20 protein-coding genes and 1 tRNA gene are annotated in these 22,542 nt (G+C 42.4%); 12 read left to right on the top strand and 9 right to left on the bottom strand.

The window, feature by feature from the left end:
* Nucleotides 1-67: 67 nt before the first annotated feature.
* Complete coding sequence (locus tag VR862_RS03530) at nt 68-715, bottom strand: hypothetical protein (RefSeq protein ID WP_324719566.1); 648 nt, start codon at nt 713-715, stop codon at nt 68-70.
* 109 nt (nt 716-824) lie between these two features.
* Nucleotides 825-2,984: a TonB-dependent receptor gene (locus tag VR862_RS03525; RefSeq protein ID WP_324719565.1), complete on the bottom strand. Its 2,160-nt coding sequence runs from the start codon at nt 2,982-2,984 to the stop codon at nt 825-827.
* 237 nt (nt 2,985-3,221) lie between these two features.
* On the opposite strand from VR862_RS03525, the gene VR862_RS03520 reads away from it, so the two are divergent.
* Both VR862_RS03520 and VR862_RS03515 read left to right on the top strand, forming a co-directional pair.
* Nucleotides 3,222-5,225: a two-component system sensor histidine kinase NtrB gene (locus VR862_RS03520; protein ID WP_324719564.1), complete on the top strand. Its 2,004-nt coding sequence runs from the start codon at nt 3,222-3,224 to the stop codon at nt 5,223-5,225.
* Nucleotides 5,226-5,379: 154 nt separating this feature from the next.
* Nucleotides 5,380-6,765 carry a serine hydrolase domain-containing protein gene (locus VR862_RS03515; RefSeq protein WP_324719563.1) on the top strand — a complete coding sequence of 462 codons (1,386 nt, stop codon included), beginning with the start codon at nt 5,380-5,382 and terminating at the stop codon, nt 6,763-6,765.
* Nucleotides 6,766-6,787: 22 nt separating this feature from the next.
* Here the strand turns inward: VR862_RS03515 and VR862_RS03510 are convergent, their stop codons facing one another.
* From VR862_RS03510 to ggt, 4 genes are all read right to left on the bottom strand, one after another.
* Nucleotides 6,788-7,663, bottom strand: coding sequence for a DUF808 domain-containing protein (locus VR862_RS03510; RefSeq protein ID WP_324719562.1), 876 nt, complete (start codon nt 7,661-7,663; stop codon nt 6,788-6,790).
* A 104-nt stretch (nt 7,664-7,767) separates the two neighbouring features.
* Nucleotides 7,768-8,133, bottom strand: a complete 366-nt coding sequence (locus tag VR862_RS03505) for a DUF2200 domain-containing protein (protein ID WP_324719561.1) — start codon at nt 8,131-8,133, stop codon at nt 7,768-7,770.
* Nucleotides 8,134-8,241: 108 nt separating this feature from the next.
* Nucleotides 8,242-9,048 (bottom strand): hypothetical protein, encoded by an 807-nt coding sequence (locus VR862_RS03500; RefSeq protein WP_324719560.1) that lies wholly within the window; start codon nt 9,046-9,048, stop codon nt 8,242-8,244.
* A 330-nt stretch (nt 9,049-9,378) separates the two neighbouring features.
* Complete coding sequence (gene ggt / locus VR862_RS03495) at nt 9,379-11,088, bottom strand: gamma-glutamyltransferase (RefSeq protein WP_324719559.1); 1,710 nt, start codon at nt 11,086-11,088, stop codon at nt 9,379-9,381.
* A 230-nt stretch (nt 11,089-11,318) separates the two neighbouring features.
* Between ggt and VR862_RS03490 the strand changes: the two genes are divergently transcribed.
* The 3 genes from VR862_RS03490 (at nt 11,319) to VR862_RS03480 (ending at nt 13,663) form a co-directional block, all read left to right on the top strand.
* Nucleotides 11,319-12,137: a helix-turn-helix domain-containing protein gene (locus tag VR862_RS03490; RefSeq protein ID WP_324719558.1), complete on the top strand. Its 819-nt coding sequence runs from the start codon at nt 11,319-11,321 to the stop codon at nt 12,135-12,137.
* A 133-nt stretch (nt 12,138-12,270) separates the two neighbouring features.
* Nucleotides 12,271-12,729: a hypothetical protein gene (locus VR862_RS03485; RefSeq protein ID WP_324719557.1), complete on the top strand. Its 459-nt coding sequence runs from the start codon at nt 12,271-12,273 to the stop codon at nt 12,727-12,729.
* A gap of 61 nt (nt 12,730-12,790) precedes the next feature.
* Nucleotides 12,791-13,663, top strand: a complete 873-nt coding sequence (locus VR862_RS03480) for an ester cyclase (protein WP_324719556.1) — start codon at nt 12,791-12,793, stop codon at nt 13,661-13,663.
* A 77-nt stretch (nt 13,664-13,740) separates the two neighbouring features.
* On the opposite strand, the gene VR862_RS03475 is transcribed toward VR862_RS03480, so the two are convergent.
* Nucleotides 13,741-13,814 (bottom strand) — tRNA-Pro (locus VR862_RS03475).
* Nucleotides 13,815-14,165: 351 nt separating this feature from the next.
* Between VR862_RS03475 and VR862_RS03470 the strand changes: the two genes are divergently transcribed.
* The 7 genes from VR862_RS03470 (at nt 14,166) to VR862_RS03440 (ending at nt 20,267) form a co-directional block, all read left to right on the top strand.
* Complete coding sequence (locus VR862_RS03470; protein WP_324719555.1) at nt 14,166-14,717, top strand: hypothetical protein; 552 nt, start codon at nt 14,166-14,168, stop codon at nt 14,715-14,717.
* A 278-nt stretch (nt 14,718-14,995) separates the two neighbouring features.
* Nucleotides 14,996-15,751: a LytR/AlgR family response regulator transcription factor gene (locus VR862_RS03465; protein ID WP_324719554.1), complete on the top strand. Its 756-nt coding sequence runs from the start codon at nt 14,996-14,998 to the stop codon at nt 15,749-15,751.
* A gap of 54 nt (nt 15,752-15,805) precedes the next feature.
* Nucleotides 15,806-15,934 carry a hypothetical protein gene (locus tag VR862_RS03460; protein ID WP_324719553.1) on the top strand — a complete coding sequence of 43 codons (129 nt, stop codon included), beginning with the start codon at nt 15,806-15,808 and terminating at the stop codon, nt 15,932-15,934.
* Between the two features lie 354 nt (nt 15,935-16,288).
* Nucleotides 16,289-17,431: a glycosyltransferase gene (locus VR862_RS03455; protein ID WP_324719552.1), complete on the top strand. Its 1,143-nt coding sequence runs from the start codon at nt 16,289-16,291 to the stop codon at nt 17,429-17,431.
* Nucleotides 17,428-18,591, top strand: coding sequence for a UDP-galactopyranose mutase (gene glf, locus VR862_RS03450; protein WP_324719551.1), 1,164 nt, complete (start codon nt 17,428-17,430; stop codon nt 18,589-18,591). Before VR862_RS03455 ends, glf begins: the two co-directional genes overlap by 4 nt.
* Nucleotides 18,503-19,765, top strand: a complete 1,263-nt coding sequence (locus VR862_RS03445) for a glycoside hydrolase family 5 protein (protein ID WP_324719550.1) — start codon at nt 18,503-18,505, stop codon at nt 19,763-19,765. The genes glf and VR862_RS03445 overlap by 89 nt, the downstream gene beginning before the upstream one ends.
* Before the next feature lie 130 nt (nt 19,766-19,895).
* The gene (locus VR862_RS03440) at nt 19,896-20,267 is read left to right on the top strand and encodes an SPW repeat domain-containing protein (RefSeq protein ID WP_324719549.1); all 372 of its coding nucleotides are present in this window, start codon (nt 19,896-19,898) and stop codon (nt 20,265-20,267) included.
* A gap of 326 nt (nt 20,268-20,593) precedes the next feature.
* Here VR862_RS03440 and VR862_RS03435 read toward each other — a convergent pair whose 3' ends face one another.
* A complete protein-coding gene (locus VR862_RS03435; protein ID WP_324719548.1) occupies nt 20,594-22,015 on the bottom strand; it encodes a PQQ-dependent sugar dehydrogenase in 1,422 nt (473 codons plus the stop codon).
* 16 nt (nt 22,016-22,031) lie between these two features.
* Complete coding sequence (locus tag VR862_RS03430) at nt 22,032-22,433, bottom strand: hypothetical protein (protein ID WP_324719547.1); 402 nt, start codon at nt 22,431-22,433, stop codon at nt 22,032-22,034.
* Nucleotides 22,434-22,542 lie beyond the last annotated feature (109 nt).

The following is a 22,542-nucleotide window of genomic DNA, read 5'->3' as shown; positions in this document are numbered from 1 at the left end:
TGTGCTAATTTCTATTTCTTTTTTGATAATTTAAAGAGTTTGCCGTCATTAGTTGTGAAAAATGTCATTACTCATTGCTCTTTTTTTCACAGATCTGGGCAATTAAGCCCAAGGTCCTGTCTTTTCCCCAGCGCGGCGCATATGCTTCGTCTGGTTCTTCATCTTGGAACAGGAGAAGGGCCGCTTCTAAATCGGGACAAAATTTGGCAGGATCTTCTCCGAAGAAATTAGCCGAACCAATATTCCATTCAGTTCTCGAAAGTGCTACCCTCGGATTCTCTGGTGCTTCTGAAGCTGCAGTAGCATAGAGGTTTGTGATTACAGGGGAAAGCTTCATTCCATACATGGAAGGATCAAGGGTGATGTAGGAGGTGTGCAGCATTGCCTGAAGAACTTTAAGTTCTACATCATCATTACCTGCGATAGCCTTTGCGTCGTTCAACAGGCCCTGAGCTTTCTTTAACTGCTCCTCCTTTTGTGCACGATCGGTCATCTCAAAACTCTCAACGATCTGGATCTGAGCTGCATAATAAAACGGTAGCCATTCCTGCTCTTCGGCGCGACCTATTCGCTCAAATAGATTTGCAGCCTGGGAAGTTTCCCCTTGTTGCCAAAGTTCAAAGGCTTGTTGCATTCCTGTGTCAAATTGGGTTTGAGAATGAGCGGCAATAAAGGTGGCCAGGCTCATGACTAAGGTGTGGATAATTGCTTTCATTTTTTTGATCTTTTTAAAATTATATTTCAAATGTTGTTATAACCCGCCTGTTTTGGAATTTTTACTTTCTGAACTGTAGAAATTTGCGGATGAACTGTAAATTTTCAGATTATAGGTTGTCCAACTGGTTGCTGTTCTTATCGCTGCTTATAGTCCAGAAGAAGCCCACGAAGAAGAACCTGTCGGCTGCAGGTGCAATTGCTTGCCTCTCAAAAAGTCCGTTTTCACCGGGAGTGCTGGCGTATTCATAATTAAAGACATTCTTCCTGCCCAGAACATTAGAGACAGAAAAATAGAGGATCTTCTGCCTGCTTAGCAGGTATGCCCAGTTAAAACTAAGGCTGTGGTAGTCCCGCGTCTTTTCATTCAGAAAACCGGCTGTGTTTGGATTCTCGTAAGGCCTTCCGGAGGAAAAATTAAAGGTGAAACCCAGCTGACTTTGCCAGCTGTCGATCCAGTACTTCGTAACCAGACTAGCAGAATGATTGGCTACGAATTGCGGAGTTGCAGCTTCAGGATAATTCTTAAAATTTCGTTCTGAATCTATAAAGCTATAGGAAACCCAATACTCCATATTCTTAACGCTCTCATTATCCCGGAAGAAAAGGTCCAGCCCGCGGGCAAAACCATTTCCGTCGTTGCTGAACAGGGAATTATAAGCGGGATCTTCTGTATCGTATTTAAGCAGTTGATCGTACTGCTTGTAATAAGTTTCTGCCCTAAAGGTGTAGCCGGGTTTGGTCCACTGGTAATTGAGGATGTAATGAGTTGCAACTTCAGGTTCAATAGTGGCGTGATATTTTAATGCATCTACAGGTACCTGCTGAAGGAATTCCCCCCAGGCAAAGGAAACCTGACCGTTTTTCCCCGCTTTCAAAGCCATAGATGCCCTTGGAGCAAGATAAAATTCGTCCTGAAGGTCGAGATAGGTACTTCTTAGACCCAGTTTTACAGCAAAACTTTTGCTATAGATCATATCGGTCTCAGCAAAGCCAGCAAACAGATCGGGCGAAATTTCATGGCTAATGTCTCTGACTTCCGGGTCCTGATAATCTTCCGAAAAATGGCGCAACACACTTTCGGCTCCAAAATGCAATTTGAAGCGGTTGCTAAAATGTTTGCTCATCTTCAGTTTAAGGTTTGCGGAAAGTTCGGAGTTCTTTACTTCAGCCGCATCTATTTCAATGTCATTGCTATTTGTTGAAAAGCTAATGCCGGGATTAAAGCTCCAGTTTTTTCCGATTCTTCCGCGGTATGACATATTAGTGTAGAAATTCTCATTTTGAAGATCGAACCTTAGAGGGTCGGGGTCTTCCAGAGAAGGCTGCAGGACCTCAAAATCTGTAGCTTCGTAAGCTGCATACCACTTGAAAATGCCATTTTTGAAGTGCCTTCTAAAGACCAGTTCCCCTCCCAGATTTTGAAAAGGCCTGGTGAAATGTGCCTGCTCATTGTTTGGAATTAGCTCAAGATATGGAGCAAGATTTATATAGCTGGTGTTGAACGAAAGGGATGACCTTTTCCATTTTTGGGTATGTCCAAGTCCTGCGCCCACTGTCATCAAGGAGATATTTGTTTCAGTTTGATCCGGCTCATTAATGGTATTCAGCAGAAGTACGCTCGAAAGTGCCTGCCCGTATTCTGCGGAATAGCCACCTGTAGAAAAGGTTATCCCGTCGAACAGAAAAGGGGAGTAGCGGCCCCGGGAAGGAAGATTATTTGCCGAAGCAGTATATGGCTGAAAAACCTGTAAACCGTCAATGTAAACTCCGGTTTCTTCGGCTGTACCGCCTCTTACGAACAGCCGGCCGTCTTCTCCTACGCTTTGGGTACCGGGCAGGGTTTGAAGCGCCGCGATGAAATCTCCCGCTACTCCTGCTGTGGTCACCACATCGAGTGGTTTTAGGACATTTAATTTAGAATTGTCGCCGGCCGAGAAAGTTCCTGCACTTAACACTACAGCTCCCAGAGAAGTTACGTCTTCACGCAAGGTTATTTGCAGGTCCTGCATTTGGGCGACCTCCATCTCCTTCCGAAAGGTTTTATAGGAAATGAAGGAAACGATCAGGGTTTGCACCCCGCTGGCAGAACTTTTGAATTTAAAATTGCCCTGTTCATCTGTAGTTGCACCATCGTAGCTGCCTTCAATATACACAATTGCACCCATAACCGGACTTCCGGATTTTGTTTGAACCGTTCCGCTCAATTGGTGCTGTGCCTGCAAACAGGTGATGGAAAAGAGAAGTAAGAGTAGTGCCGGGATCTTCATTTTAAGAATTTTCACCAAAGATGAGTGAGAACCCCTGCAATGTGAATTTTTTTCGACCGAGCTGTTGGAAAAACAGGATGAACTGTAATTCTTTTACAGAATATAAAAGCAGGTTGCTTTTATGTCAAAATTTTTTTTACTGTTTTTCAAACTAAGATTACTGTTTTTGATTCTAAATGAACTGTTAAAGAATCTTGAGGGACAATATTCATTATATTTGGTGCTTACATATTCCATTTGGTAGAGAAAGCAGTTTTAGACTCAGAAAACTATTCTGTTGGTGCAGGGAGAATAATTTTTAGAACTACACAGGTATTTTTAATGTCTGGAGTAGTTATTTGTGTTGCTGCGGGAGTCATTTTTGCCTGGCTGGTGAAATACCCGACGCTTCTCAGCCTTTTTTCGGGTGCTCCCACCATGAAATTTAACACGGCTCTTTTATTTTTATTTTCGGCAATAGGAATTCTCCTGGTGGTTAAAAAGGACAATATCCTTAATTCCCTTGGAGTAATTACAGGTTGGCTGGTTGTGCTGATAGGCCTGGCAAGTTTTGTTGAATACATCATACCCTTTGAATTTCCCATTGATAATTTTTTCATTCAGGATCCTTTTTCCTCGACCTATCCGGGGAGAATGGCAAGGACGACAGCTTTATGTTTTACTGCTTTTGGATTGGCATTGATCACAGCCAGGTCTTCCCAACCTTCTTTTAAAAGGTTTCACAAATATGCGCTTGGCTTCGTAGCACTTATTTCGGTAATGGCTGTGCTCACATACATTTTGCAGGGAGTAACTACCACCCGGGTCCTTGTTTTCAATACAATGGCTTTTCACACTGCCATATGTTTCTTTCTGCTTTCGATGGCAATGTCCCTCGTGAATCCACGAAACAATTATGTGGATTTTCTATCGGGGGTAAAGGTCGGGAGCCAGCTGGCTAGAAACCTCCTGCCTTTTGTGGTTACCATGCCGCTGGTGCTGGGAGTCTCTCTCTTATTTATTGTGGGGTCAAAATCTATTGAGACAGAACTGGGAATTACCCTCTATACTATCGCATATGCCTTGCTGGGTTTGGTCTATACCTCCTGGATTTCTCAAAAACTGAATTGGGAAGACCTGCAGCGAAAAAGGCTGGAGCATTCCCTACTCTTGTCGAAACGGGAGCTGATGGAAAATGTGAGGTTCAAGCAGAAACTGGTTTCGACAACTCCCGAATATATATTCATCATCAGCCTTGCTACTTCGAGTATAAAATATCTCAATCAGGATCTTTTTCCTGCTGAAGAAATGAAAAAGGAACGAATAGAAGGAATGCCGCTTTTGAGTGTCCTGCCCTATATTCACCCCCGAGACCGTGAGAAACTATCAGATCTACACAGGAGGCTCATCAAATCTTCAGATGATGAAGTTCATGATCTTGAGTTAAGATTGAAGCTTAAAGAAAACAAGTGGGAATGGTTTAGTGTAAGGGCAAAAGTTTTTCAGCGGCCGGACGGGGTTTGGCTGGAAGAATACATTCTGTTAGTCAGGAACATTACAACTCAGAAGAAGACGCAGAAGGAGCTAATGAAGGCCAGGCAGTTTTCAATACAGGGAGAAATAGCAAGAACTCTGGCTCATGAATTGCGAAATCCTATTGCGAGTATAGGCATGGCAAATCAGGTTCTCGGAAAAGTTCTGGAAGAGCCCGAAAAACAAAAAGTGCAGAAATATCTGGAGATACTGGAAAGAAGTAATCACACCCTAAGAGAACTGGTTGATAACCTACTGAATTCTTCTAAATATGAAGCAGCTGAACTCTCTGAACAGGATCTTTCCGGAATTGTTGAAAGCAGCCTGCAAAAAGCAGCAGATCGTATTTATCTGTCGGGAGTTGAGGTGAAAAAGAAATATTCCGGTTCTTATAAAATTCTAGCCGATAAGGAAAAACTGGAGATCGCCATTCTCAATATCCTGGTGAATGCTTCAGAAGCGACGATTCCCGGGGAAGGGATCATCAAAGTCTTTATTAAAAATGAGGAATCTGAAGTTGTTCTTACGATATCAGACAATGGGGAAGGACTGGAACAAGAGCAGGTAGAGAAACTTTTTGAGGCCTTTTACACCAGTAAGGATTCAGGAATGGGCGTTGGTCTTAATTCGGTCAAGAATATCGTCGAGGAACACGATGCCCGCATTGAAGTAGATAGTAAGGTCGATGAGGGTACAGAATTCAGAATATTTTTTCCCCGGCCTGTTTAGTTCTTGATCTTTTCCAGTTCTTCTCAAGGAACACAATTCTCTAAGAGGTAAAAAAATTCCCTGAAGCCCCTCTATTACCGTCCTTCATGATGACAGGAAACTTTCGATGTTACACCAGGACGATGGAGTCGTCGTAATAGTAAACCATCCAAAAATGAGATTTTTTACTTTCTTTTTCTTACTACTCTTTACCACTTCCATTTTTGCCCAAGAGTCCCGAACATCTTCCAGATCCCGACAAATAGATTCCCTTTTACAGGAATCACACCGCAGGGGAATATTCAACGGGAATGCACTTGTTGCAGTAGACGGTGAGATCGTTTACCACGGCGCGATAGGTTACGCAAATGCTTCTCAAACCACTTTACTAAGCAAAGAACTGCGATTTAAAATAGGATCTATTTCCAAGGAATTTGACGGTGTAGGTATTATGCTTCTTCATGAAGAAAAAAGCCTTTCCCTGAACGACAATTTGAGCACGTTTTTTCCCAACCTACCCGAATGGGCACAGAAGGTTGCGGTGAGGGATTTGCTGCAATATACAAGCGGAATTCCAGCCCCGTATTCTGAACAGTTCGATACAGATGCTGCAGTGTGGCATTATCTTCAGGGAGTAAAAAAGCTGAAATTTGAACCTGGAAGTGATTATGATTACAACAACGTGAATGTCTTTCTTCGGAAGCGAATTATTGAGAAGGTATCGGGAAAAAGCTACACCAATTTTGTGAAGGAGCAACTGCTGAAGCCGTGCGGAATGAAGAATTCTGTGTTCGATCCCAACTCCGGGACCCCTCAATTCACCCGCTCCTTTGATGAGAATTTTGTGCAGGATGAGCTGGTTAACTTCACAAGTGGCTGGCTTGCGATGAACACTGAAGATATGTACAAGTGGGTTCAATGCCTTAATTTGAACGAGCTTATTAGCAAGGAAAGTTTAGAGGTATTATCGCAGGGTTTTAAACCATCTTCTCAATCTCCTTTGGGGCTGAGTGCTTTTGATAACAATGAACTGCAGTTTCGTTATCACCATGGGCAAAGCCAGAATTTTGAAGCGGGAGTTGGGTGGATCCCAGACCCCGGCCACATCATAATTCTTTTGACCAACAACAGGAATAATGAACTGGGAGATCATATCAACGCAATAGATGCTATTTTGAGAGGGCAGGATTTTAGTATTCCTAAGCGGTCAATTGAACTAAGTTTGCGGGCAAGGATATTTCACGAGGGTTATGATGCAGGAATAGATTTCCTGGAAGGGATCAGGAAAGATGAGGCTGATATTTTTAATTTTGAACAGGAAGAAAAAGAGCTGATCAATACAGGCACCTGGCTGCTTGAAAAAGGCAGAAATGATGCCGGTATAAGGATCCTGAAGTTGACAGCTGAAAAATATCCCGAATCGTCAAAGGCCAATCTGGAACTGGCAAAAAACTATGAAAGGACCGGTAAAAAAATACTTGCACTAAAATATTACCGGCAAGTAACAAAACAGGATCCAGGGAATAGAATGGCTGCAGCAAAGTTGGTTGAGCTACAATGAGCTAATCACAGAAGTCTTACAATTAGCTTTTTATCTTTTTCCACAGGTTTTTAGCGGCCTTGATGATCAACAGCACCAGGAAACCTACAACCAGTCCGGTCAGGAATTCTACTATAATAGATGGAATGCCGTGAAACAGGTCATGGAAGTAATGGATGTTGTGGACAAAGATACCCCCCGAGACCAGGAGCAAAGCCAAGGTTCCAATGATGGAAAGTCCTTTGACCACTTTAGGTAAGGCATTGATAAGGAATTGCCCGATCTTGTCGGAAATACTGTTTTCCTTTTCATTCAGGTTGATGAGTCTTGCGCCAAATTCGTCCATTCTTACGATGAGGGCAACAAGTCCGTAAACACCCACCGTAGCGACTAAAGCAATAAGAGAGACCACAAGGATCTGGGTGAGTAAGGTTTCCTGGGTAACCGTCCCTAAAGCAATGATCACGATCTCAACAGACAATATGAAGTCGGTCACAATGGCCGATTTTATTTTCTCTTTTTCAAGCCTCAGTGCTTCTTCTTCAGTCACTTCTTTGAGTTCGGGAGTTTTTTCCTGATGGGCATGAGGGAAGAAATATTCATAGATCTTTTCTGCACCTTCGTAAGCTAAATAAAGTCCGCCGAGAATAAGGATGACAGTGACTGCCGCAGGTATAAAGGCACTTAGCAGGAAGGCGAGAGGAAGAATGATAAGCTTATTCAGGAATGAATCTTTGGTAATAGCCCAAAGAACCGGGATTTCCCGGGAGGACATGAATCCTGAAGCTTTTTCGGCATTGACCGCAAGATCATCACCAAGGATCCCTGCTGTTTTCTTTCCGGCGACCTTTCCCATTACCGCCACATCGTCCATTAAAGCTGCAATATCATCCAGCAATGCAAAAAATCCTGAAGCCATATTCAATAGTTAGTTAGGGTAGCCAAGATAAGAGTATTTGGGAAATTGGCATGTGCAGAATTACAGATGCTTAAAATGACATTTTTCGCGGGAAGAAAATCTTTTCAGGAATCTCTCAAGATCTTTTCCATCTTTTTACCTTTCGCAAGTTCGTCGACCAGTTTATCCAGGTACCGAACCTCCCGTGTCAAAGGATTTTCTATTTCTTCAACACGATATCCGCAAATTACCCCAGTAATGAGTGATGAATTAGGGTTAAGAGTCGCGCGTTGGAAAAAGGTTTTAAAGGTGACCTTCTCCCTGATGAGTTGCTGAATTTGTTCTTCATCAAATCCCGTTAGCCATTCTATGACCTTGTGAAGTTCTTCTTTGGTTCTGCCTTTTTTCTCAACCTTTGTAAGGTAGTGTGGGTAGACAGAAGCAAAGGTGAGGTTCGCGATACGCTCATCATGTTTAGCTGAAGTAGACATTTCTTTTGTTTATAATAATTGATATTAAATTACAAAGACTTATTAGAAGTTCTTCTTCTAAGGCTGGTAATATAATTCCCTAAAAATGTCATTTTTGAATGTTCATTTTTAAAGATAGTTTTGTTCTTCCAGCTGGTCATCCAGCACCTCCCTTGTTGTAGTTTTCTTCTGAAGATCCTCAAGGTATTCTGGAGAAATATTTTCGGAAACTGAATAGAGAGTTTTGCCGGCATAATAGCTATAAGAGACGAGCCCGCCTGTACCTAAAACATAGAACATTCTGTCGAGGTAATAGAATTCCCCAAACTCCATGAAATGTGCGGGAAAGCCCATTAGGTTGGAGACTACAAAACCAGCAACTGCCATAAGGAAAGAAGCGGAAAGATCATTGGGAAACCTGTCATAGTAAAGTATACCTCCACTTATGAAGAAGATGGTGGCAATCCCATAGACGTAGAACAGGTTTTGTACCATTTGATCTTTAACTTCTTCGGCAAGCAATTCCCCTAAAATCACAATGAACGAACAGTTTAAAAAGATCACTATGGCTGTGTAGCCTACCTGGTAGCGTTTTAGCTTCTGCTTTACCAAATATTTGCTAATGTGAAAAACCATGAAAATGTAGGCCAGGGACTGTAAAGCAAAGAAAGCCTGCTGTGAAAGCGCCTTGTGATACTCTAAAGCAAATGCATCGGCGACAATGAGCAGAACCAGAGCACCCAGCAACAAGATCTTCTTTGGATGGAAATGTTTGAGAAAAAGAATCAAGAATGTGAGGGTGCTAATTACCCTGCCCCAGCGATGCACTTGCGGTTCGTACTGCCATAATAGAAAGAAATTCAGCAATATCAGGAACCCCGAAAGGCTGATCAATAAAATATTGTACTTCTTCATCACCGGCGGTTTCTCTAACAAATAAAGTTTTTTTTGATAATATAATATTCTCTTTATCGATTTTTTTACCTCAACCTTTTAATGAAATTGAGGTATTGCCTTTGTTCTCGATACTTTTCCATTTTTCGCTGTCGCTTAAAATGAAAACACTCGAACTCACGGCAAAGCCTTCTTTGTTTGGGTTCTACTTTTGAATTTCTCCTTTCGTCAGTTCATTTGAATCTGAAGCTGCACTGGCAGGAGCAAATTGGTATCGGGAACGACTAATTTTGAATTTGCTACGTCCTCGATTCATTTTCATTTTCACTGTCGCTTCAGGAGAAAATGCCAGTACCGGCGGACCCTTACCATTTAAAATCCTGCCGCAGCATCGTCGCCACGTGGATCGGCGCCTGCTTCGAGCTTTCCATTAGGAAGTACAAGAATCGCATCCACTTTGCCCAGAATGGTCGACTCTCCTACTGTGATTTTATAGCCTTTTTTGCTGAGGGCATTAAGAGTTCCATCATCAAAGGAATCTGGTTCAAATCTCACCTCATCTGGAAGCCATTGATGGTGAAACCTGGGGGCGTTGACTGCCTGTTGCATACCCATTTCAAATTCGGCTACATTGAGAATGGTCTGCAGGACTGAAGTTATGATCGTTGAGCCGCCGGGAGAGCCCAGCACCATCCATAGTTCTCCTTCCTTTTCTACAATAGTTGGAGTCATGGAACTGAGCATTCGCTTTTGGGGTTCAATGGCATTAGCTTCAGCTCCTATAAGTCCGAACATGTTGGGCACGCCGGGTTTGGCGCTAAAATCATCCATTTCATTGTTCAGGAAAAAGCCCAGTTCTTCAGCATAAAGCTTTGAACCGTAAGCACCATTTAATGTGGTGGTGACAGAGACTGCGTTGCCTTGAGGATCTACAATAGAGTAGTGAGTGGTTTCCAGGCTTTCATAACCCGGTATGCTGCCATGTCTAATTGAGGAAGAAGGGGTAGCATATTCAAAGCTGAAGTTATCCATGCGAGTTTCGATATACTTGTCGCCCAGAAGAGTTTCTACAGGAATATCGACAAAATCTGGATCGCCAAGAAAATAGCTGCGGTCTGCATAGGCCCTTCTTTCGGCTTCGGTGATCACCTGTATAGCTTTGACTGAATTATGCCCGTACTTGTGGAGGGGAAAAGGTTCTATCATTTTCATGATCTGCCCCATCACGATCCCGCCACTGGAAGGAGGTGACATAGAAATGATTTTTAGATCATCATAATTGAACTCAACGGGCTTTCGCCATTGTGCCTCATAAGTGGCCAGATCTTCGGGAGTTATGATACTGCCATTTTCCTGCAGGAAAGCCACCAGCTTCCCGGCTGTTTCCCCGCTGTAAAATTCTTCGCGCCCATTAACTGCCAGGCGGCTAAGGGTCCTGGCAAGAGCCATATTCCTGATGGTATCTCCGGGCTCGTGCTCCCGTGCAAAAAGTACTGTGTCATTGTTATACTTGATGATCTCCTCCCGATGCCTTTGCAGAGAGGCTGCCTGTTTTGGAGTTACCACAAATCCTTTTTCAGCCAGCTCAATGACTGGAGCAAGTATCTCTTCTATGGGCATACTGCCGAATTTTTGGTGGACAGCAAAAATTCCTGCAACAGTTCCGGGTACGCCTACAGCAAGTCCACCAAACCAGCTTTTTTCACGATCGGGCTCCCCCAGGCTGTCAAGGAACATATTGCGATGAGCTTTTAATGGAGCCTTTTCCCGGTAATCCAGTGCTCCTGTGTCCCCATCCTGCAGCCTATACACCATGAAGCCTCCGCCACCGAGATTTCCGGCGTATGGATATACCACTGCAAGGGCCATTTCTGTGGCAACCATTGCATCAAAAGCGTTTCCGCCCTGCCTTAGGATCTCAACTCCTATTTTGGAAGCTTCTTCCCGGGCAGAAACAACCATGGCCTGTTCTGCGACAACGCCTTGTTCATCAGCTGTAGATCGGGTACCGGTAGGTTTATCAGATATCTTGCAGGACTGCTGAAGGATGAGCAGGAAAAAAAGAAGGGCAATTTTTTTCATTTTTGGATGTCTTTACGGAAGCAGAAGCTAAAGAAAAAAAGTCAGAATAAAGAATCTAAACTTTTATCCCAGAAACTGCAAAGGTTCGGGAAATGTCAATAAAAGCTGATAGGAATAAGAAAATAGTTGCTACCTTACAATATCTCCATTTCTACAGAACTTCTAAAAGTGGTAACAACTCGATGTTGTGCCGGTTTCACAGATTCATCCTGCTGTAACAAATTTGAACCATGCCCAGACCAATCACCTTTCTTCCGGCTTTAGAGCTACAGGATTACATAGCGTCCTACGGGGTTATTGAGATCCCGGCGGGGGTGACTGAATCATATTTCTCGCCACCGTTAGCTCTTAGTGGATTTATAATCAATGTAGGGGATGAGGTTGGTAAAGTGGAATGCAAAATTGGAGACAGGGACTTTTTCACTTCGAGTGCAGTAGCTACGGGGCAGGTCACTAGTCCTGTCTATGGACAAATGACTGGAGAGCTGAAGTCTTTTCTCGTCTTCTTCAGGCCAACCGGCATGCACCGTCTCTTTAAGAATGACCTTTCAGAATTGACCAACAGCTCCATGAGATTGTCTGATCTAATAGGAGAGGAGGAAGCCGGTCTTTTATGGGAAGACCTCATTGCTCAAGCTGAAACAGGAAAACAGGTATTGATCCTGGAGGAGTTCTTCAGCAAAAGAATTCCGCAGGAAAATGATCGGGATACTTTTGAGAAAGTACTGGATTATATTCATGAACACAAAGGGAATGTGAGTATTGCTGAGATCGAACGGGCTACTCCTTACTCTCGTAAAACCCTGGAGCGCCATTTCCAAAAGAAGGTGGGATTATCGCCGAAGGTCTATGCTCAAGTTTACCAGTTCAAATGTTTACTAAACTTTCTTGAGTCCCATCCCGAAATCACCTGGACCCAACTGGCAAATCAATCGGGCTACTTTGATCATTCTCACATGTCGCGTTATCTAAAAGAATACCTGCAGATCTCTCCCAATAGTATGGTAAGGCTTGATATGGAGTTCATCAACTATCTTTTGAGCAGATAAATATGTCCTTTCATAATGACTTGATTTTCAGATAGTAATAATGTCGCATCTGTACAAGAATTAATAATAAACCAGCAGTAAATTTATTGTCAATAGTTTCTCCCCTGAATTTTTTACAACTAAAATTTTTCTTATGCGGATATCTATTTTTTTCTGCGGCCTGTTTGTATTGTTGATCATTCCTGTAGAATTATCGGGCCAGCCGCAAATTCCTGATCAAACCGATGTCCTGCAAACCGAGGTGCAGCAAAGAGGCATTTATAATCAGATCAACGAGATCTATGAGATGTTGCAGGAGAGGAATTACACTTTAAAGGACGTCCAATCTTTAACTCCGGAAATCAACTGGGATCAAATATTGCTGCCTGAAGGAATGACCTCTCGGAACCATATTAGTCTTAGCGGTATGTTGAGAAATGAGTGGATGAGCATTGTGATCAAGAATCTTCAATTTTGGACCGGAGATAAAAAGTCAGTCCGGGTGACCGGGATAATCAACGGGCGACAACCTTCCGAATGTGAATTCATCTCCTATAATTTTGAACATCATTGGGTCCTGGAGGATGAAAGGATCGTCGGCTTTAGAGAATGATGTTTGAAAAATTTTTGAAAAAAATCAATCTTTTCAGTTTAAGTAACTAATATTTTTAAATATGAAATCAAGTGTATTTTTAATTGCATTCGCAGTGTTCGGGATCTCTATTGCAAGCGCACAAGACAGCCAGGTAGACAGGAACATCAAAATGTATGAAACTACCTGGGACGAGGTGATCAACAAAGGCCAGATCGACCAGATAAATTCCGAACATTTTGATGAAAATATTGTGATGGTGAGTCAGCCAGAGAATATTGTGGGTATAGAGGACTTTAGAGCCTATTATCAAAATTTCCTCACCGGATTTTCAGAGATTGATTTCAAAGTTGTTGATATTTTTGAACAAGGAAACAAACTGGTTAAACACTGGCGCTTTAAGGGGAAACATACCGGGAACTTCTTTGGTATCCCCGCTACCGGCAGAGCTGTTGATGTGGAGGGAGTAACCCTGGTGAAAATGAAGAATGGGAAGATCGCACAGGAACATGATTTTATGGACAGCATGATATTTATGCAGCAACTGGGTCTTATGAGTGAACCCAATAATGTTGGGGTGATCAATTCCATGTACGAAGCTTTTGCGGCCGGTGATATCCTTACGGTTCTGGCAAGTATGGATCCAAAGGTAGTATGGAATGAGGCTGAAGGCAATAAATATGCTGACGGGAATCCATACATTGGCCCCGATGCGGTATTAAAGGGTGTTTTTTCCAGACTTGGAGGAGAACACGAATATTTTAAACTAAAGGATATTGAACTGCATGAAATGAGCAACAATAAAGTTTTGGCAACCCTGCGGTATGATGCACAATGGAAAGGCGGAGAGAAATATGACGCACAGGCAGCTCACCTTTGGACACTTGAGGGTGGTAAAGTTATTTCGTTTCAGCAATATGTTGATACAAAAACCCTTGCGGAAACAGAGAAGTAGGAGGAAGTTGAGAGCCTCCAGGAAGTCAGTAAATTTCGAAAACAAAAAAAGCGATGCATTTGCATCGCTTTTCTATGTCGGGATGACAGGATTTGAACCTGCGACCCTACGCCCCCCAGACGTATACGCTACCGGACTGCGCCACATCCCGATTAATGGATTTTAGAAAGGAAGCAGACGTATTTGCCACTCCCGTTTTCCCGGGTCCACCTCCCGAATTGGAACTGCAAATTAAACAGCTTCTTTGTAATTTTCAAAGGGAAAACTTCCTTTTTATTCAGGCCGGAACCTAACTTTCTAACTGTAGCCTGGTTTACAACTAAGTATTCAAAAATATTCTTTTATCCCCTCATGTATTCGCAGTGGTTCCCTGTAACTACTTTCTGTCTGTTGATATCATTGCAACATTGCAAGCATACCTGTACCCTTAAATTTGTACAGAATTTTGAAGGCAAAATAATACAGTAAGGCTTTCAAAAAGTATTAATTTAAAGATGGTATCATGAAAAAAATGTTTCTTGGATTAATGATCCTGATGTGGGCAGGTATTGCAAATGCACAATTTACCGAACTTAAAGAAGCCAGGGTAGGTTTCGATCCCAATCTCCCTGAAGTAACAGTTGAAGGAGACACTTATGTCTTTAGAATCAATAAGCGGTTCGGCGAGGAATTTGAAAAGGATCCCATAGGTTTTCTAAATAAACACTGCCGGTTAGAAGCATTTATTGACCTGGTGGAGGACGAGGGTATCAATGGTTACCAGGTGGATGTAAAAAGCACTAAAGGAAGATTAAAAGCAAGCTATTGCAAAGAAGGTAACCTAAGAAAGGTCTCCTATAAACTCAAAAATGTTCTTCTTCCCCCACAGCTGCAGGAAGAGGTGTATAGAAAGTACCGGGGATGGAACATGACGCGGAATGTTCATAGGGCAAAAGGTCGGGATGGCATAGTTGAGGAAGAATATTTCAAAATACGCCTGGAGAAGGAGGGAGAGGTACAGAATCTCAGGATCGACATGGAGGCAGCAGAAATTATTGAACTTGCGGGTCTTTAGGGTCAATAGTTGAGGCTGTTAGAGAGACTGTCAAAAGCATATTTCATTTTTCACCTGTTTAGGGGCAGGACTTCAATAAAGAAGACGAGCGGGAAATGAAATTAGAATTTTTGACAGTCTTTTTACATGTCACAAAAAGAGGTTTTGTTCCTCCTTTTCAGGAAGCAGTTTTCGTCATCAAAATAATAGGTAATTGTGGCAATTTCCTCTTTTAACCGCTCACTTTTAGAACCAAAAATTGTAAATTTGAGGAAGTAACCCCAAGAAAGCTTCTTCCTTTGAAAGCTTTAATTATAGACGATGAAACACTGGCCAGGAAACGGGTGATCAACCTCCTGAATAAGGTTCCTGAAATTGAAGTTTTGGGAGAGTGTCCAACGGGTAAATCTGCAGTGGCTCAAATTAATTCCCTTCGCCCCGATCTCATTTTTCTTGACCTGGAAATGAAAGATTTGAATGGCTTTGAGGTTCTGGATAGAATTTCTGTGTCTCCCAGGCCACTAGTGATTCTCCTTACAGCTCATAATCCCGATGCCAGTAAGGCGTTTGAAGCTAATGCGTGCGATCTCCTACTTAAGCCTTTTAAAGATGAACGCTTTTATAAAACCATTTCAAAGATTTTAAGCGCAATACCTCAGGAAGAACTCGATCTGGATGAGAAGATCCAGAGCCTGCTTGGAATCTACAATAATCGGTCTACCGGGACAATATTCAAGATCCCGGTCAAACAGGGTAATAAGACCATTCTGCTTGACCCGCAAGACATTCTTTACATCATTTCGTCGGGTTGTTATGCAGAGATATATACTTTAGATAAAAAATATCTCCTAAGGGAATCTCTTGGTGCCCTTGATGAGATCTTAAATCCTGATGTGTTTTTCAGAATACATCGGTCAGCCATTGTAAATCTCGATCATGTAAAAGAACTGGTTCATTCAGAATTTGGAGAGATAGACGCAAAGATGGCCGATGGCCGTCTTCTTCATACCAGCAAGGCTCAAAAAAAGCCATTTTTAGAGCGGCTCGGAATTTAAGTTCAGGGTGGAAAATCTGATAAAGTTTTTCTTTGGAACCAGGCATAAAAAAGGATGAGATATAAAGCCACCGCCGATCCTACTTCCTTTTATTGTTCTACCATTTCAATTTTAAAGATCCTGCCGATATTTCCTGAAGGCCCAACAGAAGATGTCCTTCCTGCTGTGACCAAAATCAGGTAAGAGCCATCTTGGACTCTGGTTCCCCTGTGTGGTATCCTCATCACTTGTACCTGGTAACTATTTTTGGACCAGCTACTGTGAAACAATTCAGAATTTTTTATCGAAAAACGTAGCTTTTTTATCTAATAAAACAATAGAGTTATTGGTGCTGTTAATTATGTTGAAATTTAGTAATAATTGTTTCTTAAACATCATCTGCAGTAGGACTGTAATCCTCTACTTTAGACAGGGTTAATAGGAGTAAGAATTCCCCCTGCTACTCAAATCCACACTAATTTCTATTAAACAGAAAAGGGAAGTCAACCGGAAAAAGAATTTTTTCACGGGCTGGATAACTCGTAAAAAAATTTAGCTATGGAAAGAAAAAGAACGGTTTCCGGAAAATCAAGTCAGAGGCTGGAAAAGGATAAATCCCTTACTCCGGTCCGGGATTATGAAATGCTGGTCTTTTGTCATTTGAGATGGGGATTTGTTTACCAGCGACCCCAGCACCTCATTAGCAGGTTGTGTAAATCCTATAAGGTGCTTTTCATTGAAGAACCCATTGCGTTTGCTGAAGAAAATGAAGGGGGTTATGAACTGGAAGTGATCAATTCAAATCTTCATATACTAAAACCAAGAGCAAGGAATGTGGCTGGTATATCAGCTATTTTAAAGAAATACCTTTCTAGACGAAAGTTTTCTATTGGGTGGTTCTATTCAGCAGCATTTAGTGAAGTATTGGGAGATTTTGATTTTGGGAGAGTGATCTACGATTGTATGGATGAACTCTCTCTTTTTCGAGGTGCAAACCCAGAACTGGTAAGGCAGGAAAAGTTCTTATTGTCTGAAGCCGAGATTGTTTTTACAGGGGGAAAATCTTTATATGAAGCGAAGAGCAAGGTGCATTTTAATGTTCACTGTTTCCCAAGTTCAGTTGAACGTTATCACTTTGCCGTAGCTCTTAATGAACTGCCACTTCCCCAGGATATGAACAATATAAAAAAGCCAGTGGTAGGGTATTTTGGGGTAATCGATGAGAGGATCAATTTGAAGCTGCTTCAGGAGGTAGCGAAAGCAAGGCCAGATATCAGTTTTGTAATGATTGGACCGCTGGCTAAAATAGGGGAAGAAGACCTTCCAAGGGAGAAAAATATTTATTACCTGGGAATGAAGGCATATAAGGACCTTCCCGCTTACCTGGCCGGTTTTGATGTTGCCATGATGCCCTTTGCTCTAAACGATGCTACACGTTTTATTAGTCCCACAAAAACGCTGGAGTATATGGCGGCAGGAAAACCTATAATATCCACTGCAATTAAAGACGTGGAGAGGGACTATCGCCACTGTATTTCCATAGTTGGTAATGCTGAAGAATTTTCAGGAGCTATAGATCGTATGCTGGGCGAGGACGGGACAAAAGTATTGAAGAGCTACAAAGAAATTCTCAACCATACCTCCTGGGACCATACTGCAACTCAAATGGAGCAATTAATTTCAACTGAAGTAAAGGTATGACGACGACTGATATTTTAATTATAGGAGCCGGAATTTCGGGAGCGGTCCTGGCAGAACGATATGCGGCGATAGGAAAAAAAGTGTTGATCCTTGAAAAACGGGACCATATAGGTGGAAATTGTTTCGATTACCTAGATGAAAATAACATCCTCGTTTCCAAATACGGTGCTCACCTGTTCCATACAAATCATGAGGAGGTATGGAAATATGTGAACAGATTTGCCCACTGGTATAAATGGGAGCACAGGGTCCTTGCTAAGGTTGATGGCCAACTTGTTCCCATACCAGTTAACATCAAAACGGTCAATCAAATCTTTGATCTCAAAATTTCCACGGAAGCAGAAATGGAAGAATGGCTGGAGAAGAATAGAATTGAATTTACCAATGCATCGAATGGAGAAGAGGCAGTTCTGAATAAATTGGGATATGAATTGTATGAAAAGATGTTTAAGCACTACACTAAAAAGCAATGGGATAAATACCCTGAAGAATTAGACGCCTCGGTTTTAGAACGTATTCCGGTGCGGAAGAACTTTGATGACCGCTATTTTTCAGACAAATATCAGGCGTTGCCTGGAGGAGGGTACACGAAGATGTTTGAAAGGATCCTCTCCAGCCCAACTATTGAAGTAATGTTAAATACAGACTACTTTGATGTGAAAGATGAAATTTCAGGTTTTACGAAGTTGTTCTATACCGGGCCCATTGATCGATTTTTTGAGTTTAAACATAGCCTTGAGGACAAACTGGAGTATCGATCAATAAATTTTGTAAAAGAAACAGTGGACCGGGAGTATTTTCAGGAGAATTCAGTAGTGAATTATCCGGGACTGGAAGTAGATTTCACACGTATTATTGAGTACAAACATTTCGGAAATCAAATATCTGAAAGAACTACTATTGTAAAAGAATTTACTACAGATGAGGGAGAGCCCTATTATCCAGTACCTAACGCCAGAAATAGCGAAATTTATGAGAAGTACAGGGAAGAGGCAGAACAGTTGAAAGATGTATATTTCGTGGGAAGACTTGCCAACTACAAGTACTTCAATATGGACCAGGCTTTCAAAAATGCCCTGGAACTCTTCGCTTTACTGGAAGGAAAAATATCAAGAAGGAGGTGGAACAGCTATGGAAAAGAAAAGGCCAGGAAAATATAATTCCTTCTTCATGGGAGGCTTTGAATGTGCAGACCATATTAACCGGTCGGGTCAAAGAATAAATCTTCTGAAAGAGAATCAACATCACCTTAGGGTGGAGGAAGATTACAGGTTACTGCTCAATCTGGGAATAAAGGTGGTAAGGGAAGGAATTTGCTGGAGTGAAGTAGAAAGAGCTCCTTATCATTTTGATTTTTCAGAAGTGAAAAACAGGATGTCCATTGCCGAAGAACTGGGGATCCAGGTTATATGGGACCTTTGCCATTTTGGATATCCAGATGGTATCTATCCCACACACCCTTTGTTTCTGGAGAGGTTCAAGTTGCTTTGCAGGGAATTTGCCCTTTTTCACAGCAAGCATTCCTCAAGTACGCTGCATGTGGTGCCGATAAATGAGATCAGTTTTTTGTCATGGCATTCAGGTGATGTGAGAGGGACTGTGCCCTTTGCTGTCAACTCAGGTTTTGATATTAAATACCATCTCTCGAAAGCTGCAATTGAGGGCAGTAAAATTCTGCGGCAGGTTAGCGAAAACTGTGTTATTTATCTGGTAGAACCTTTGGTTAAGATCCATCGGGGTGACAGTGAAATTTCTGAAGCAGAACTTGCAGAACTCAACTCACATCAGTATCAGGCGATGGACATGATTGCAGGAAAAATGTGTCCCGAACTTGGGGGCTCAACGGAATTATTCGATATTATCGGCTTTAACTATTACCATAGTAACCAGTGGGACCACGAGGGAAGGACGCTGTTGTGGCCAATGGAAACCCAAAAGCTCATCCCGCTGAATCAGTTGTTGCAAACAGCTTACTCAAGATATAAAAAGCCTGTGGTCCTGGCTGAAACGGGACATTTTGGAGTGGGGCGCGCCAGGTGGCTGAAGGAGATTACGCGGGAATGTCTTACTGCTATAAGTGCCGGAGTGGATCTACATGGAATCTGTATATATCCAGTTATAGATCGCCCCGATTGGGATAACCTGCTTCATTACCATAACAGTGGAATTTTTGACCTTGATGAGCAGAAGAACCGAATTCCATTTCCCGGGTATGTGAGGATGATCAAGGAATGCGTGAGGCAAGGTGAAGTTGAGATGAAGGAAATTAATTTTCCTACACCTGATGCTCCGGGTCTACACCAAAAACTAACAGCCGCTTTAAGGAAGGTTTAATTTGGAAGTAGATTCTGGATACTAATGCTTTTGATCTTTTTAAGGGAAAATAGAAAAGGCTGTTAAACAGGTTAATAAATGATCCTGTGGATCAAATTAGTGACTATATTAAATCTATAAAATCAACATTATGATAAGTACAAAAATTCATGGCTACCTTGATTATATTATGGGAGCAACTTTATTAGTTCTTCCACTTTTCCTGGAGATTCCTGCCGGTGCAGCCAGTACCCTACCCGTAATCCTTGGAGCAGGAGTAATTGTTTACAGTCTCATCACAGACTATGAGCTAGGCCTCTTAAAGATCCTTGCCATGAAGACACATCTTCTACTCGATTTGTTGGGAGGAGCCTTGCTTATTGTGACTCCATGGTTGTTTGGATTTGCAGACGAAACATTCTGGCCATTCATCATCCTTGGAGTTCTTGAGATAGGAGCGAGTCTAATGACAGAAAAAAAACCTTCTTATGACGCTAATCCTGAGCATCACGAGGGCCGTTAATAAAGGTGCGTAAAACAGTCGTTGGGACTTCAAACCAAAAGATGTAGGTGCTTTAAGAATGGTCATCTGCTTTTCCTTACACTCCAAAAAATGTTGCTTCCCGATTTTTTCGAAAATGACTCTGTCACCAAAGGAAATTCTCATTCTTCTCTTATCGGCCTCTTATAATTGGCAGCCATTTTAAGAGTGGTATCTGTGTGAGCAACATCGTGCGCATGTTGTGCTGCCTGCTACGATTTCTTCATCTGACTGCTTCAGAGCATTCCGTCGCAGTTAAAAGGGCACTGGTCATAATGAAATGTTTTCATGATCGAAATTCTCCCGAATTACTGTTCTACCATTTTAATTTTAAAGATCCTGCCGGTATTTCCTGTAGGCCCGAGAGCAGCAGAAGTTGCCACATAAACTTCCCCATTCAGGTCCTGGCCAAATCCCTTTAGATAGTAGCCCAGGCTTTCGGAGTAGCTGGCAAGGTCGAGGAGTTCGTAAGGCCATGCTCCCGTTCCGGAAGGGGTGGCTACGAAAATTTCGCCTTCGGGTTCAAAATTCGGAGAACTGGTGAAAGAACCAAATATATATCTGCCGTTAAGTTCAGGAACATCTGTACCCCTGTAGACATATCCGCCAATGACTGTGACGGTAACGCCCCCGGCAGGGTTGGCGAGGTTAGGTATCTCAATTACAGGGTCCAGAAGTTCATTACCATAGATATCTACATCGGGACAGGAGTCAAGGATGTTCTCATTGTCTGCAGCATCAAAACAAATCGTTCCTTCTTTTACATTCCAGCCATAATTCCCACCGCGTTCCACAAGGTTGATCTCCTCATACAATCCCTGTCCGGCATCTCCTGCAATCAATTGGTTTGCACCCCCCATGTCGAATGAAAACCGGAATGGATTCCTAAAGCCATAGGCATAGATCTCATCCAGTCCCGGGTGACCAATAAATGGATTGTCACCCGGTATTCCGTAAGGCATTCCGTTGTCAACATCTATCCGTAGGATATCACCTAACAGATTAGCTTCAATATCCTGCCCGTTACCTCCTGCATTTTCTGCATACCAGTCTTCTACATGTCCCGGTCCAACATCATTTGAAGCCCCACCATCACCAATGGAAATATAAAGGTATCCATCAGGTCCAAATGCAATTGTGCCTCCTTCATGGTTTCCCTGTGGCTGGTTCACTTCCAGAATTATTCTTTCTGAACCCATATTTACCAAGGCGTCATCTGTAGCTGATACTGTAAATTCTGAAATACGACTGGTGTTATTCCAGTTCTCTCCTTCAGCCGGGCCTCCTGCCCGGGGTGGCGCGGTGTAATACACGAATAGCCTGCCATTGGTTTCATATGCAGGGTGGAAGGCCAGTCCCAGGAGACCACGTTCGTCGTAGTTGGCATTCAGGCTCACCATTCTGTCACTCACATCCAGGAAAGGATCTTCCAATCTGTTTCCATCTTCGTCAATGATCCAAACCACTCCTGTCTGGTCTATTACATATAACCAACCACTATCGTTAGGAGCTTCAGCCAATCCTACGGGAGATGTCATTCCTGCTGCAACCAAAACCAGGTCAAGAGCCATGTCGGGCTCAGGTTCGCGCGGTGTGGCATCATCATCACTTGCACAACCATTAAATGTTAGGATGGTCAGGAATAGGAATACCAGTTTTTGTAGAAAACTAATTTTAAAAATTCCTGATCTAAAAATGATCGATTTCTGAATCTTTCTTCTTGATCTCATAACATTGATTTAAGGGTTATGCACAGGACACAGAAACGCTATGAGTATGCCCACTGTCTGAAGTAGAGGTGGCTGTAATAGAATTGTTCCCTTGTAAAGTGGCAAATTGTGCAGCTGTTATAGTTACCTGGTGAGTATGTGCATTAACATTGCTCATTACATAGGTTTTTTCTTCCCCCGCCTGCACATCTTCTTTTGGAACTGTGAAGCTGTGAGAATGACCGGCAGCACTTCCAACAGAGCTATTGGTGCCATTCTCTAAACAATTGGCCTGATCTGGATCTGGATCTGGATCTGGATTGGGGTTAGGATTAGGGTCGCCACCATCATCGGAACCTGAGCAACCGATAAGTGAGATCGCAGGTATAGCAAGAAGGATTCCCGCGGTAGTTTTCCGAATAAAAGTTTTCCTGTCCATAATTACAATTTTAGAGTTAAAAAATAATCGTGTAGGCAACAGAAGATCGGGCAATATTGAATAGGAATATAACTCCGGTAGAAATGGACGGCAGAATGACTTTATCAGT

Origin of the sequence: Salinimicrobium aquimaris (genome assembly GCF_035607535.1) — a bacterium.
GTDB lineage: Bacteria > Bacteroidota > Bacteroidia > Flavobacteriales > Flavobacteriaceae > Salinimicrobium.
Note: the sequence above shows the minus strand (reverse complement) of the source record. Positions and strands in the feature narration are given on the sequence as shown.

Coding starts and splice junctions, on each gene's coding strand:
- VR862_RS03530 (WP_324719566.1), bottom strand. CDS start 715: ATGAAAGCAATTATCCACACCTTAGTCATGAGCCTGGCCACCTTTATT.
- VR862_RS03525 (WP_324719565.1), bottom strand. CDS start 2,984: ATGAAGATCCCGGCACTACTCTTACTTCTCTTTTCCATCACCTGTTTG.
- VR862_RS03515 (WP_324719563.1), top strand. CDS start 5,380: ATGAGATTTTTTACTTTCTTTTTCTTACTACTCTTTACCACTTCCATT.
- VR862_RS03510 (WP_324719562.1), bottom strand. CDS start 7,663: ATGGCTTCAGGATTTTTTGCATTGCTGGATGATATTGCAGCTTTAATG.
- VR862_RS03505 (WP_324719561.1), bottom strand. CDS start 8,133: ATGTCTACTTCAGCTAAACATGATGAGCGTATCGCGAACCTCACCTTT.
- ggt (WP_324719559.1), bottom strand. CDS start 11,088: ATGAAAAAAATTGCCCTTCTTTTTTTCCTGCTCATCCTTCAGCAGTCC.
- VR862_RS03490 (WP_324719558.1), top strand. CDS start 11,319: ATGCCCAGACCAATCACCTTTCTTCCGGCTTTAGAGCTACAGGATTAC.
- VR862_RS03485 (WP_324719557.1), top strand. CDS start 12,271: ATGCGGATATCTATTTTTTTCTGCGGCCTGTTTGTATTGTTGATCATT.
- VR862_RS03480 (WP_324719556.1), top strand. CDS start 12,791: ATGAAATCAAGTGTATTTTTAATTGCATTCGCAGTGTTCGGGATCTCT.
- VR862_RS03470 (WP_324719555.1), top strand. CDS start 14,166: ATGAAAAAAATGTTTCTTGGATTAATGATCCTGATGTGGGCAGGTATT.
- VR862_RS03460 (WP_324719553.1), top strand. CDS start 15,806: ATGAGATATAAAGCCACCGCCGATCCTACTTCCTTTTATTGTTCTACC.
- VR862_RS03455 (WP_324719552.1), top strand. CDS start 16,289: ATGGAAAGAAAAAGAACGGTTTCCGGAAAATCAAGTCAGAGGCTGGAA.
- glf (WP_324719551.1), top strand. CDS start 17,428: ATGACGACGACTGATATTTTAATTATAGGAGCCGGAATTTCGGGAGCG.
- VR862_RS03445 (WP_324719550.1), top strand. CDS start 18,503: ATGCCCTGGAACTCTTCGCTTTACTGGAAGGAAAAATATCAAGAAGGA.
- VR862_RS03440 (WP_324719549.1), top strand. CDS start 19,896: ATGATAAGTACAAAAATTCATGGCTACCTTGATTATATTATGGGAGCA.
- VR862_RS03435 (WP_324719548.1), bottom strand. CDS start 22,015: ATGAGATCAAGAAGAAAGATTCAGAAATCGATCATTTTTAGATCAGGA.
- VR862_RS03430 (WP_324719547.1), bottom strand. CDS start 22,433: ATGGACAGGAAAACTTTTATTCGGAAAACTACCGCGGGAATCCTTCTT.